The 12,717-nt window shown below is 50.7% G+C and carries 11 protein-coding genes; 8 read left to right on the top strand and 3 right to left on the bottom strand.

What is annotated here, in order from left to right; all coding sequences use genetic code 11:
- Nucleotides 1-497: 497 nt before the first annotated feature.
- The 5 genes from B3D59_RS06220 to B3D59_RS06205 all read left to right on the top strand — a co-directional run bounded on the left by B3D59_RS06220 (nucleotide 498) and on the right by B3D59_RS06205 (nucleotide 6,036).
- The gene (locus tag B3D59_RS06220) at nucleotides 498-1,814 is read left to right on the top strand and encodes a hemolysin family protein (protein ID WP_286818456.1); all 1,317 of its coding nucleotides are present in this window, start codon (nucleotides 498-500) and stop codon (nucleotides 1,812-1,814) included.
- A gap of 30 nt (nucleotides 1,815-1,844) precedes the next feature.
- Nucleotides 1,845-2,108 (top strand): hypothetical protein, encoded by a 264-nt coding sequence (locus B3D59_RS06215; protein WP_286818455.1) that lies wholly within the window; start codon nucleotides 1,845-1,847, stop codon nucleotides 2,106-2,108.
- 28 nt (nucleotides 2,109-2,136) lie between these two features.
- Entirely contained in the window at nucleotides 2,137-2,232 is a 96-nt protein-coding gene (locus tag B3D59_RS18430) for a M48 family metalloprotease (RefSeq protein ID WP_414646519.1), read from the top strand.
- Between the two features lie 181 nt (nucleotides 2,233-2,413).
- On the top strand, nucleotides 2,414-3,055 hold the full coding sequence (locus tag B3D59_RS06210) for an exopolysaccharide biosynthesis protein (protein ID WP_286818454.1): 642 nt from the start codon (nucleotides 2,414-2,416) through the stop codon (nucleotides 3,053-3,055).
- Between the two features lie 305 nt (nucleotides 3,056-3,360).
- Nucleotides 3,361-6,036, top strand: a complete 2,676-nt coding sequence (locus tag B3D59_RS06205; RefSeq protein ID WP_286818453.1) for a cation-translocating P-type ATPase — start codon at nucleotides 3,361-3,363, stop codon at nucleotides 6,034-6,036.
- 402 nt (nucleotides 6,037-6,438) lie between these two features.
- On the opposite strand, the gene B3D59_RS06200 is transcribed toward B3D59_RS06205, so the two are convergent.
- A complete protein-coding gene (locus B3D59_RS06200; protein ID WP_286818452.1) occupies nucleotides 6,439-6,816 on the bottom strand; it encodes a transposase in 378 nt (125 codons plus the stop codon).
- 164 nt (nucleotides 6,817-6,980) lie between these two features.
- Here B3D59_RS06200 and B3D59_RS06195 point away from each other — a divergent pair, with 164 nt between their 5' ends.
- From B3D59_RS06195 to B3D59_RS06185, 3 genes are all read left to right on the top strand, one after another.
- On the top strand, nucleotides 6,981-8,201 hold the full coding sequence (locus B3D59_RS06195; protein WP_286818451.1) for a DUF2325 domain-containing protein: 1,221 nt from the start codon (nucleotides 6,981-6,983) through the stop codon (nucleotides 8,199-8,201).
- Nucleotides 8,202-8,356: 155 nt separating this feature from the next.
- Nucleotides 8,357-9,373 (top strand): sensor histidine kinase, encoded by a 1,017-nt coding sequence (locus B3D59_RS06190; protein ID WP_286818450.1) that lies wholly within the window; start codon nucleotides 8,357-8,359, stop codon nucleotides 9,371-9,373.
- Nucleotides 9,343-10,083, top strand: coding sequence for a response regulator transcription factor (locus tag B3D59_RS06185; protein WP_286818449.1), 741 nt, complete (start codon nucleotides 9,343-9,345; stop codon nucleotides 10,081-10,083). The genes B3D59_RS06190 and B3D59_RS06185 overlap by 31 nt, the downstream gene beginning before the upstream one ends.
- A 5-nt stretch (nucleotides 10,084-10,088) precedes the next feature.
- On the opposite strand, the gene B3D59_RS06180 is transcribed toward B3D59_RS06185, so the two are convergent.
- Together B3D59_RS06180 and B3D59_RS06175 are read right to left on the bottom strand one after the other, a co-directional pair.
- Nucleotides 10,089-11,864, bottom strand: a complete 1,776-nt coding sequence (locus B3D59_RS06180) for a DUF6178 family protein (protein ID WP_286818448.1) — start codon at nucleotides 11,862-11,864, stop codon at nucleotides 10,089-10,091.
- 7 nt (nucleotides 11,865-11,871) lie between these two features.
- The coding region (locus B3D59_RS06175) for a radical SAM protein (protein WP_286818447.1) at nucleotides 11,872-12,717 on the bottom strand (846 nt) is incomplete at its 5' end.

Raw genomic sequence — 12,717 nt, 5'->3', positions numbered from 1 at the left:
GCAATCTGTTTGATAGAGCGCCGGGAGCCAAAATAAAATCCACGAACCTTGCAAGGTTCGTGGTTAACAATAGAACCAGGGGAAGCAGGAGATGCTATGCTCCATGTTTCCCCTGATTTATCGGAGGGTTACACGTTATTTGGATACCGATGACGATTCTTCTATTCGAAAGCGAGAATCTGCCGCGCGGTTGAAACCGTGGGGGTTGCACTCGCTTACCGCAATTATTCCTTCCGAATTCTCCCATTCCCTGCCTGCCGAAGCCTCGGCGCAGGCAGGTCCATTTTTCGAACAGCCTTGTTTAACAGGCTGGTTGCATCCGGGCTGCCAAAATACCCGTATCATAAGATATGCCAATGCTGAGCATGGCACGGACCGGCCATGGGTTGATTTCTTGCCTGCAGAGCGGCCCGCACGCGTGCGGCCCTTTCTGAACGAAATCCGAACCCCCGGACCCGGCATTGCCTCTTCCCGAACATCCTTTAGAAGATGCCGTCATGCTGTATTTTGAACTCCTCATTGTCTTGTTCCTTACCGTGACCAACGGATTGCTCGCCATGTCCGAGCTTGCCGTCGTTTCATCGCGAAAAAGCCGCCTCGAGCATCTGGCCAATCAGGGCAGCCGCGGTGCACGCGCCGCTCTTCGCCTCATTGACGATCCAAGCCGGTTTTTGTCGACGGTTCAGATCGGCATTACGCTGGTCGGCATCATTGCAGGGGCATTCAGCGGTGCGACTTTGGGCCAACGACTCGGAACCTGGCTCAATACATTTCCGTTGATTTCACCCTACGGCAGTTCTGTCGGCATCGGCATCACGGTTGTCGGCATAACGTATCTGTCGTTGATCATCGGGGAACTCGTGCCGAAGCGGATCGCGTTGACTCAACCCGAACGGGTCGCCTCCCTGGTGGCCGGACCGATGCGCGGACTTTCCTTGGTTGCGGCTCCGGCCGTATGGGTACTGCATGTCTCAACCGAGAGGGTCTTGCGCCTTTTGGGTCTGACCGGTACCCGTGAGACAACCGTCACCGAGGACGAGGTCAAGTCGCTGATCGCCGAGGGGACGCAGGCGGGCGTTTTTGTCCCCCAGGAACAGGAAATGATAGAAGGCGTTCTCCGCTTGGCGGATCGTTCCGTACGGCTAATCATGACACCGCGCACCCGGATCGTTTGGGTGGACGTGAAATCCGATCGGAACACGATTATCGAGATGGTGCGGTCCCATCGTTTTTCGCGCCTGTTGGTTTGCGATGGAACGGTGGATCATTCCGTCGGTTTCATCCATACCAAGAACCTTCTTCCCGAAGCACTCAGTTGTGAAGAGGTCGCTCTATCCGAGTTGATCACTCCGATGTTGTACGTCCCGGACCGCACAACAGTCCTCAACCTTCTGAATCGATTCAAGAAAGAAAAAGTTCACCTGGCTGTCGTGGTGAATGAGTATGGAACAACGGAAGGCTTGGTGACGCTCACCGACGTGATCGAGGCCATCGCCGGAGATCTTCCGGAAAGAGGGGAAGAGAACGGTCCTCAAATCGTCCAAAGAGACGACGGGTCGTGGCTGGCGGACGGGACGGTTCCCACCGACGAAGTCGAAGCCATAACCGGCATCGATATGGGAGAAAACGTGGAGATGCTGGCGGGTTTCGTGCTGGACCATCTGGGACGAATACCCAAAGCCGGCGCAAGCTTTATACATGGGAACGCACGCTTCGAGGTCGTCGATATGGACGGCAACCGCATCGACAAGTTGCTTATAGAAGTCGGCCCGAAAGAGGATAAAGAAGCGCCTGACCCGGTAATGAATGATTGATCCATAACGATGATGAGCAGGAGGACTTAGATGAAACGAGCGGTTCTTTTTTTGTTGACCAACATTGCGGTGATGCTGGTGCTGTCGATCAGTGCCCGTATTCTGGGTATCGACCGCTTTTTGACCAGCAATGGATTGAACATGGGCATGTTGCCGGCATTTGCCGCCCTGATCGGCTTCGGCGGGTCCTTTATTTCGCTGATGATGTCCAAAACCATGGCGAAATGGAGCACCGGCGCACAGGTTATCGAGCGGCCCGGGCATCGGCTATTGGATCGGCAGCATCGTCTTTGAAATCCTGTTCGGCGTCCTGGCCGGCATCGTGGTTTTGTACTTTTCGCGTAAGAGTGAATACCGGGCCGACGCAGGTGCTGCCGCGCTGATGGGCGACCGACGTCCGATGATCGACGCCCTGTGAGCTCTGGGTAATCTTCAAGCCGGCCAATTGCCGAAGGAAATGACTGCCGGCGGGATTGCAGGCGGCGGCATGATGGCGCTGTTCAGCAGTCACCCGCCCCTTGAATCGCGGATTGCAGCACTGCAATCGGCAAGCTGAGACTTTCCGCCGGCCAGGTTCCTGTTCCTTAGAAAGGAGTTACATGGATACACAGCGCAACACGACAGAAATGACACCGGCTGAGAGTGTCGAGTATGTGAGCAAAATCCTTTCGGGGGACGTGGTGACTTTGCGGGAGATATTCAATGGCATCGGCCGCGAGGGAATGATGGTTTTCTGCATATTCCTTACGCTGCCTTTTATGGTCCCTGTATCCATACCGGGGGTCAGCACCGTGTTCGGACTGGTCATCGGACTGGTTGGTGTCGGGATCATAACCCATCGGCCCCCTTGGCTGCCGGATCGACTTTTACGCAAGAAATTTCCAGCCGACAGGCTGCGGGTGGCGTTGGAGAAGGGTGCCGTTTGGATTCACCGATTGGGACGAATAAGTCGACCTTCGATTCCCGTTCTAACGCACGGGATGGGAATGGCGCGGGTCAACGGGCTGATGCTGATCAAAGGCGCGCTGCTTCTTATGGCTCCCTTAGGGTTGATCCCGTTTTCCAATACGCTGCCGGGGTTGGCAATTCTCTTCCTGGCTATCGGCGTGCTCCAGCGGGACGGCCGGTTCGTCCTCCTTGGATACATGATACTTGTTTTGACGGTACTCTATTTCGCCCTTCTCCTGCTGGGAGGGATCGCCGTTCTGCAGGGTATGATTGAATGGTTCCCTATCGAATAGGAATCGTCTGCTGTAAGTCATGCATCGATCAGTCCGCCGGTTTTTGTTGCTGCGGATAGCCCGTTTGTCATTCTGCCGAACCGGCGATCGATCACGGCGTGTACCGGCGGTCTGCTGCTTGTCCTAACCTAGGTCCTGGGGTGGCGGGAAGCGTTCTTCGAGAAAATCGGCTGGAAACGAAATGCGCAAAACGTTTGCAAAAAATTGCTTTGACACCGGCACAGGTCGAACTCCCGTGATTTTGAGTCGGATTGAAGATTGGCCGAAGAGCCATTGGCCGTTCATAGAATGAGGCAGGAGAAACCATGAGTGTAAAAGTAGACAAACCGGTCAACTGGCATCAGATTGATCCAACCGAGGTCTTAGAGAAACTGCAATCATCCGATATGGGCCTTGTTTCCGAAGAGGCCCGTCGACGATTCGAGCACTATGGTCCCAACGAACTGATCGAGAAGAAACACAAATCCTTGTGGATGATGTTTTTTGATCAGTTCAAGGATTTTATGATCCTGGTGCTGATCGCCGCCGCCGTCGTGGCCGGCGTGATCGGCGACCCTGTGGATACCATCGCCATCGTCGTGATTGTGCTGCTGAATGCCGTGCTTGGGTTCGTTCAGGAATACCGTGCCGAGAAAGCCATGGCCGCTCTGAAAAAGCTGGCAGCACCTTCGGCGACCGTCATTCGGGACGGGCGCCCTGAATCGATTATTGCGGAACGACTTGTGCCCGGAGACCTGGTGATCCTGGATGCCGGCAACGTGGTGCCGGCCGATATCCGGCTGATTGAATCGGTCCAGCTTCGAATCGATGAAGCGGCTTTGACTGGTGAGTCCGCGCCGGTGGAAAAAGATACCGCGGCGCTCGGGGAAACAGACCTGTCCATAGGCGACCGGAAGAACATGGCCTATAAAGGCACCCTGATTACCTACGGCCGAGGGCTGGGGCTGGTAGCGGCCACCGGGATGAGGACGGAACTCGGACGGATCGCTGCCTTGCTCCAAGACCAACACGAAGGACGGACGCCGCTTCAGAAGCGGATGGCCTCTTTCGGGCAGAAGCTTGCTTACGCTGTCCTGGCCATTTGTGCCATCGTTTTTGTGGCCGGTCTCCTCCGGGGAGAGCCTCCGCTGTTGATGCTGCTCACGGCCATCTCGCTGGCGGTGGCGGCCATTCCGGAAGCCCTGCCTGCCGTCATTACCATCTCACTGGCTCTGGGGGCCAAGAAGCTGGTCAAGCAGCACGCATTGATTCGAAAACTGCCGGCGGTGGAGACGCTGGGATCAGTTACCTACATCTGCTCCGATAAGACCGGGACCCTGACTTTAAACCGGATGACGGTAGAAGAAGTTTATACGGACGGTCGTCTATTCCGCGCAGAAGAACTACCCACGGCAGGTCTGGATGGCACAGGGGCAATTCTCTCCGGCAGGAAGCCCCTCGGTCTTCTGATGACGGCCCTGGCTCTTTCCAATGATTCTCGTGCGGATGCCTCTGGTGCCCTTATCGGCGATCCGACCGAAACGGCCCTGTTCGAGCTGGCCCGGGGGAAAGGCTACCTTCGGGAGGGACTTGATAAAAAATACCCGAGACTGGCTGAGATCCCCTTTGACTCGGACAGAAAACTCATGACCACTTTTCATTCCTGGGAAAACGGCCGGATCATTTCTTTCACCAAGGGGGCGGCTGAGGAAATAGTGGAGCGTTCCGAAAAGGTCCTTGTCCATCAAGGTCTGGAAGAAATCGACCGCTCGAAAGTACTGCAGACTGCCGAACAGATTGCCGGCGACGGTCTGAGAACACTTGGGTTCGGCATGCGGGTCTGGGAGGCGCTTCCCGATCCGCTGACTTCGAAACAAGCGGAATCAGGTTTGGCCTTGATCGGGATCGTTGGCATGATGGACCCGCCCCGACCTGAGGCAGCGGAGTCGGTCGCCATGTGTCGGTCCGCAGGCATCCGGCCGGTGATGATCACCGGGGACCACCCGCTGACAGCCGAGGTGATTGCCAGACGAGTCGGGATCATCCACGGGGATGGCAAGGCCATCATGACCGGACGGGAACTTGCGGAGCTTTCGCTGGAGGAATTCGAAGACAAGGTTGAAAAGATACGAGTCTACGCCCGGGTCGCCCCCGAGCAGAAGCTCAAGATCGTCAAGGCGCTGCAGGACAAAGGGAATTTTGTGGCGATGACTGGGGATGGGGTCAACGATGCTCCTGCTTTGAAACGGGCCGATATCGGGGTGGCGATGGGCATTACCGGCACAGATGTGTCCAAGGAAGCCTCCCATATGATCCTGCTGGACGACAATTTTGCCACCATCGTCAAGGCCGTCAGGGAAGGCCGGCGCATCTTCGACAACATTCGCAAGTTCATCAAATACACTATGACCAGCAATTCGGGCGAAATCGTCACCATTTTCCTGGCGCCCTTCCTCGGTCTGCCCATTCCCCTTTTACCCATCCATATCCTGTGGATCAACCTGGTCACTGACGGCATCCCCGGTTTGGCCCTGGCCGCCGAGCCGGGGGAGAAAAACATCATGAGCCGCCCTCCCAGGCACCCGAAGGAAAGCATTTTCGCAAACGGTCTCGGCACACATATCATCTGGGTCGGACTGCTCATGGGCGCCGTTTCCATACTGACCCAGATTTTGTTCATCGAAAACAGCCAGACCCATTGGCAAACCATGGTCTTCACCGTCCTCTGCCTGAGTCAGATGGGACACGTGCTGGCCATTCGATCCGAACAGGAATCTTTCTTCAAGCAGAGGTCCAACAAACCGCTTCTCGGGGCTGTCTTGCTGACCTTCGCTCTTCAGATGGCCACGATCTATGTGCCGTTCTTGAACCCGATTTTCAAGACCGAACCGCTCACCGCCGGGGAACTTGCCGTAACGATTCTGCTTTCAACTGTAGTATTTCTGGCGGTGGAGATTGAAAAGGCCGTTAAAAGGTCGAAATGCACAAATCAAGAAAGTTGACTCACACATCAGGGATATGGAATCAGTCCCGCTCCCGCTTTGCCGGGAGCGACCTGAACGTAAATATTCGGGTTAGTACTTAATTTTTTCTCATTCATTCATACAATGGTTCGGACAGTTTTTAGCGTAGTTTTGTAAAAACATGTAAAAAAAGGTGGACAAGAGTTCTCCAAAGTTGAGAAAGTTTTATTTCCAAGTAAAATTTTCATATCAACAGAAGGAGAACTCTATGAAGACAATAAAGCGTATTTTATCTCAAACGTCCATCTCTAAATCGCAACAGAAATTCTTGTTGATTTTGTTTCCAATGTACCCCGACCACCCCTTAAACGATTCCGACGACCTTCCCGTCCTTTTTGGGCTACTGCTTTATGTCCTGACACAATGTAGACCTCATCGCACTCAACTTCGTCTTCGAGGGTTACTGGTGGTTTTTTTTACCACGCTTTCACGAAGTTGGGTGGTCATCTTTTGCACATCGGTGCGGTCCAGGTACAGTTCTTGGGCAATCTGCCTGTTCGACAAGTTCAGTCCCATAAAATAGAGGCACAATATCCATACTTTGAGTGGTTGATGATGTCCGGCAAAAATGGTGCCCGTCAGATCATCGAAGCGTTTGCCACAATCTTTACATTCATAGCGCTGTTTGGCAGGTTTTTTTTCATTGAATCCTCGTTTGGAATCACAAAAGGGACATTGGCATCCTTCAGGCCAGCGCAATTCCCGAACAGTTTCATAACATTGTCTATCATCAATCAGCGTCTTTATGTTTACCTGCATCCGTTGGGGTTCTATTGTGAATTGAGTGAAAAAATTTACCCTCTACCATTATACGACCCTGAAAAGCAACATGAGCCAAAAACAATTGACATCTCAGATTTTGTTTTATAAACTATTATAAATAAGTCATATCTAACTTATAATTTTTATCGGAGATTTGTTTGATGGATAGAGGGAAGTGTTTTTTAAATATCTGGGAAATTGAACGCAATTTTAAATGTCCCGTGATTGGAGGCATGTTGTCTGTGGACAAGCATAAAGATATTCTTAAGAAATGTGGATGGGATGTCAGCGGTCTCAAGCCCTATGAATACCACTCTTATCTTATGGGATCCATGGGAGATGAAAATGCGGTGTCCGTCAAGACAAACAACTATATCCGGCATCAGGCCGGAAAATATATGAAGCAGATTGCAGCCCTTTACAAAAAAAAAGATGAAAAGGGCGTAAGAGCCTTATGGTATGACTATTCGGCCCGGGGTATCATCGGGCCGGTGATGTATGCCATTGTTTCCCATAGGGATACGAATGTTAAGTTGCTTCAGGATATCCATGGTGAAGTTCATATGATTTCCCATGCCAATATGACTGAAATTTTTAGTATCCGGCGCAAGCTGGAAACTGTTGACCAGATCCTGGATCGAGAAAAGAATAAAAGTTATGAAAAAGGCAAAAAAATTCGGGACCTGGTGAGTCAGTTGAAGCAGGCAAGTGAAGAAAAGAGTTTTCTTGCAAGGGAAAACGTTTGGCTGAAAAAGAAACTTGAGGCACTTGAACCCCAAATCGTTTTGCATGAGCCCTCAGGCCCTGAATTGAATCGGGATGTTGAACGTCTTGAACAGGAATTGATCAGCCAAAGGGATGAGACGCTTCGGGCGGAACGGGAGAAAAAACAACTTGAGATTCAATTATTCAGTACCAGAAATGAAAACTCAATGCTCAAGAAAGAGTTTGCACAGCTCTCTTCGGTCTTTGCCCCCGGGACGGATAATTTACACACCTGCCGGAAATCTGGAAATTGTCCCGTAACAGGAGACTGCCCCGGCGAGGATTGTCCAAGGAACCGCCTGTGCGCCAGACGGATCTTTATGATAGGTGGAATTACGAAAATGAAATCCTACTACCGGCAGATTGTTGAAAAGGCCGGGGGAGAATTTGACTATCATGACGGTTATCTTAGAAACAGCAATGAGGATCTTGCTGCTAAAGTCAGACGATGTGATGTTGTTGTATGCCCCGTAAGCTGCAACAGTCATAATGCCTGTTTAAAGGTCAAGCATTTGTGCACACGGTACAATAAAGAGTTGAAAATTTTAAATAGCGCAAGCCTTTCAGCCGTTACTAAAGCGTTGATTGTTCCCGATGATACCGTAAATATCAATTAGTGTTTGACAGGGCGCAATAAACAGCATATGTCGGCGTTTAGCAGTGGGCATATTTGCAAAACAAATGATATCTTGACATTTTTTCAATTAGGGAAATAATATGTTATTTTTGTCCTGCACAAAAGGCGCGTCCCATACTGAATGAAGAGTGATCCATGCAGATTCTGAACCCTTCCCGGTGGTATCTTCACCCGGTATTTATTTTTGCCTGTTCCATTTTTGCCCTTGCCACATTTCTGGTCCTGACGGTTAGCCTTTACATGGAGATCCGTTCTGCCCTCGAAATTGTGATGCTCAAGTTCAACATTGAGCCCCAGGCCATTTTTCCCTCCAAAACAGGGATGACAATACTTGTTTTAAGCCTTTTGATTTTCGTGGTTCTGGCCGGCATTTTTTTAGCGTTTATATATTATCAGAAAACCGTGAACCTGTTCCGGCTCCAGCACAATTTTATCTATAATTTCACCCATGAACTGAAAACGCCTGTCACTTCTCTCCGACTTTATCTTGAAACCTTTATCCGCCACCCCATGGATCCCGAGGATGTAAAAAAATACAGTGCGGATATGCTCAAGGATATTGACCGGCTTACGGAAAACATAGACAGGATCCTTAACCTGGCACGCATAGAGAGCCAGAATTTTGGATCAAAAGTGACTCGGGAAAACCTTGTGGTGTTTTTAAAGACGTTTTGCCGGAAAAATGCTTCCCTCTTCAGGGGTCTTGATGTAAGGATTAAAAATCCGTCAGGGGGCAGATTTGAATACCCGGTAAACGCCTTTTTATTGGATATTCTATTGACCAATATTTTTTCAAATGCCATCCGATACAATGAAAGCCCTACACCCTGTCTGACCATTTTGTTTAAAAGTTACTTGCAGAAAGTGACCATAGATTTTATTGATAATGGTATAGGTGTGGATAAAGAGGATGCAAAAAAAATTTTCCGAAAATTTTACCAGGGCGACAGGAACAATAACCAGACCAATACAGGGTCGGGTCTCGGATTGTATCTTGTATCAAGTATTGCTGCAATTCATGGTTGGCGGGCCTCTGTTTCCAGTGAAGGTACGGGAAAAGGCGCAAAATTTACCATTACCATCCCCCGGGCAAGCATTGCCAGCGTCAGAGATAAAGAGTTATGGAAACGGTTGAAAAAAAACGTGTTTTGATCATAGAGGATGAATCCCATATTGCCGAGGGGATTAAGCTGAACCTCACCCTCCAGGGATATGCGGCCAAAGTGGCTGTAGACGGGATTGAAGGCCTTGAAAAATGGCGTGCCTGGGACCCTGATCTTATTGTTCTGGACATTATGCTGCCCATGGTTGACGGGTTTTCCATTCTCCAGACCATCCGCCGGGAGGATGAAAAAATCCCTGTGCTCATTTTATCGGCCCGGGGGGACACCCGGGATAAGGTTCGGGGGTTGAAATACGGGGTGGATGATTACCTGTCTAAGCCCTTTGATCTTGAAGAATTTCTTTTGCGTGTGGAGCGTCTTGTCAAACGCAAGGAATGGTATGAACCGCCCGGAAAAGAGGGAAGAAAATCAGGCTGTCCTCTATTTGAAGGCACCGCCTATTCCTTTGGGACAAACCACATTGATTTTGTAACATCAACGGCCCAGTGTGCAGCCGGTGAAGTGGTCCTGACCGAGCAGGAGATCACCTTGCTGCGGATTTTTATTGCCCACCAGGGAAAACCCCTGTCCCGGAAAATGCTTCTAAAAGCCGGATGGGGATATGCCAGGGACACCTCCACCCGGACCGTGGACAATTTTATTGTCAGATTCAGAAAATATTTTGAATCCAAGCCCAAGTCCCCGGTCTATTTTAAAAGCCGCAGATCCGTAGGTTATATTTTTGAACCCGGGGAATAAAATCTTTAATCCTGTCCTGTCAGAAGGAACATAGGCATAAACCGGGGATCCAGGTCCTGTGTCCGGACATGGCCGTATTCCGACTCCAGTTCCTGCAAAAGTCTGTACAAAATGCCCTGGAGCGCTGTGGGCAGATCTGCTTCATGCATGCCGGATGCCTGAGCTGCCCATAATCCCAGATCCTTTGCCTGGGTATCGCCGATGGTCCCATCCGGATTGAAAAGCTGGGAAAAGAAATCTTTAAATTCAGAAATTTCAATGGGCGCAAGACTCAATGCTTTTGACCTGTTCAGCCCCAAACGGTCACGGACCCACAGAGTCAGGATCATGCTTTTGTATGTGAGTACCCCAAAGGTGAAGGTGGCAATGTCCACATCCAGGCGGTTGAGAAAATCATCCAAACTAATGATTTCATCCAGTTGCCGCCGGGTGGACCTGATATCGGAAAGGCCGGCAAAGTTCCGGTACAAGACCTTGTCGGCATAGTCGGCAAAAAACATGGGCCGCTGAACCATAAGCCCTCCAATAATGCCCAGGTACGATTCCCCCAGAAAACTTAAGGGCAGGTTTTTGGTTCCGATAAAGCTTGTCTCATACCATTTGCGTGCCGTGGCCTGAAGCCTTGCACCTTCCCGGCTTCCGGTTCTGAAAATATCTTCAAGAAAATATTTTTTGATCAAATCCACGGCGGTTTCCACGCGGGCCTTGGAGCCGTCCATAAGCACCTCAAGACCTAAACTTAAGGTCGACATGGTTTTTTCAAGGGGCTTTTCAATGGATTCCCGATTCCTGATTTTGATCCGGTCGGCACTGATGACTTTGTTGATCAGGGCGGCAAGTTCGCTGTCAAGATCCGGGATCCCCCCTTGCGCAATGATTTGTTCCAAGGCTTTTACAAACAGGTTGTCGCCTTTTAAAAACTGGGTGAAAAACATAGGCGGCATGGGAATATCCGGATCAAGTACCTGGGTTTCACTGGTGGCGACTGCAGGTCTGGGTCTTAAGTTTTTCCCGGCGATGGGCTGGTAAATTCCAATGGCCTCGTGAGCCGGTAAAAAACCTTTTTCCGCAAGTCTGATGTTTTTTTGCCGGAACTGCTCCTCCTCTGCTTCGGCGGGCAGAATATTTAAGGTCTCAAGGAACAGGCCGTGGAGAACCGACAGGTCCATTTCGGCAAGTTTTTTTAACATCTGTTCGATTAATTCCGGCGCATCATCCGGCAAACCATTCTCTCGGAGGGTATTCTGGGGGGAAAGTTCCCCTTCGGGATCTTCCTCTGGGCCCGATTGCTGATCAGGAAATCTGAAATAAAATTTATCATCCAGGGTGATGTAATCGTCAAAATCCTCGGGCGGCCATTCATCGTGCTCCCGGATAAAAACATGCATCTTTTGTGACAGATAATATTCCACAAACTCAGGTTTTTCGTTGATGGCCCAGCGCAGAAGCCTTTGGGCATCGGCTTTGAACAGAAGGGAAAACACCTGGGTCATCATATGGGTATTCAGCCGGTCATCATCCCAGACCTCCACGTCAAGGATATACTCCCACTGGCTGGATGCGGCCTGGGCCAGAACCGGAATGAAATCATGGACCCCGATTTTATGCATCAGGTAGTACAGGTCCTGATCCGGGAAGGACTGGATCAAGGTGGCAGGGGAGGGTGCTTCCAGGATCATGTCAAGGGCTTGGGCGCCGTCACTGACAAGGATGTCCCGGCGCATTTTCTGTAACTTCAGTTCTTTTCTGGTTTTATTGGCCAGTTGATAATCGTTGTTCATATATTTATTATAGCTCCATTTTTTGTTTGCATATCTTGATGTACTGCCCCAACGCGGGATCATGGGCAAACGGGGTGAAATATGTTAAGGCGTTGTGAAAATCACCGGTATTCATCAGGCACACGCCCATGCACACGCACAGATCTTTGTTTTCTGGAAAATGCGACAGCCCTTTGTCAAGAAGAGCCATGGCCTTGGGAAAATTTTTTTGCTTCTGCTGGATCATGGCAAGGCCCTGGAAGGCCCTGTCACAAGGATAAGACTGCAGCGCCTTTTCAAACAGATTCTCGGCTATCTGCTCGGCATTTCGGACCCGGTTATCCCGGGCATATTCTCCATGGGAAAAGGTCATGGCAAGCCTTGATAAGAAATCCGCATACAAGGGGGCAGATGTTTTATCCGGATGACGTGTGATGCGGTTCACAAACTCTTCAAGATTGCTGAAAAAAGCCTGCCTGAGCCGATCCCCCCACCGCTTAACCTGTTCAAAATCCATATCCGGGTCCAGTTCCCACCAGGGCAAATCTTCAATATTTTTTTGCCAGACACCATCATGGGTCCATCCTTTCTGTAACGCCCGGTTATACAAGGCTGTGCCGGGAAAGGTGACCAGCATGTAAAACACCGTGCTTAACGGGCCTAAACGGCCCATAAGATCAATGCTCTCCTGGATGGTGGCGTCCGTCTCCCCTGGCGAGCCATAGATAAAATAAGCCCGGGGCAGGATACCGGCGGCTCGCACCTTGTCAAAGGCCGCCACGCAGGTGTCGTTGTCAATGGGTTTGCCAAGGATCTTTTTGATGGGCTCAGCCCCGGATTCAATGCCGAAGCTGATCTGGATGCATCCGGCCCG

The sequence above is a fragment of the Desulfobacter sp. UBA2225 genome (assembly GCF_002348205.1).
In the GTDB taxonomy this organism is placed as follows: Bacteria; Desulfobacterota; Desulfobacteria; order Desulfobacterales; family Desulfobacteraceae; genus Desulfobacter; species Desulfobacter postgatei.
Note: the sequence above shows the minus strand (reverse complement) of the source record. Positions and strands in the feature narration are given on the sequence as shown.

What these genes read in the sequence shown, in the direction of transcription:
- B3D59_RS06185 (WP_286818449.1), top strand. Translation starts at nt 9,343, where the DNA reads ATGGAAACGGTTGAAAAAAAACGTGTTTTGATCATAGAGGATGAATCC.
- B3D59_RS06215 (WP_286818455.1), top strand. Translation starts at nt 1,845, where the DNA reads ATGAAACGAGCGGTTCTTTTTTTGTTGACCAACATTGCGGTGATGCTG.
- B3D59_RS06200 (WP_286818452.1), bottom strand. Translation starts at nt 6,816, where the DNA reads ATGCAGGTAAACATAAAGACGCTGATTGATGATAGACAATGTTATGAA.
- B3D59_RS06180 (WP_286818448.1), bottom strand. Translation starts at nt 11,864, where the DNA reads ATGAACAACGATTATCAACTGGCCAATAAAACCAGAAAAGAACTGAAG.
- B3D59_RS06205 (WP_286818453.1), top strand. Translation starts at nt 3,361, where the DNA reads ATGAGTGTAAAAGTAGACAAACCGGTCAACTGGCATCAGATTGATCCA.
- B3D59_RS06220 (WP_286818456.1), top strand. Translation starts at nt 498, where the DNA reads ATGCTGTATTTTGAACTCCTCATTGTCTTGTTCCTTACCGTGACCAAC.
- B3D59_RS06190 (WP_286818450.1), top strand. Translation starts at nt 8,357, where the DNA reads ATGCAGATTCTGAACCCTTCCCGGTGGTATCTTCACCCGGTATTTATT.
- B3D59_RS06195 (WP_286818451.1), top strand. Translation starts at nt 6,981, where the DNA reads ATGGATAGAGGGAAGTGTTTTTTAAATATCTGGGAAATTGAACGCAAT.
- B3D59_RS06210 (WP_286818454.1), top strand. Translation starts at nt 2,414, where the DNA reads ATGGATACACAGCGCAACACGACAGAAATGACACCGGCTGAGAGTGTC.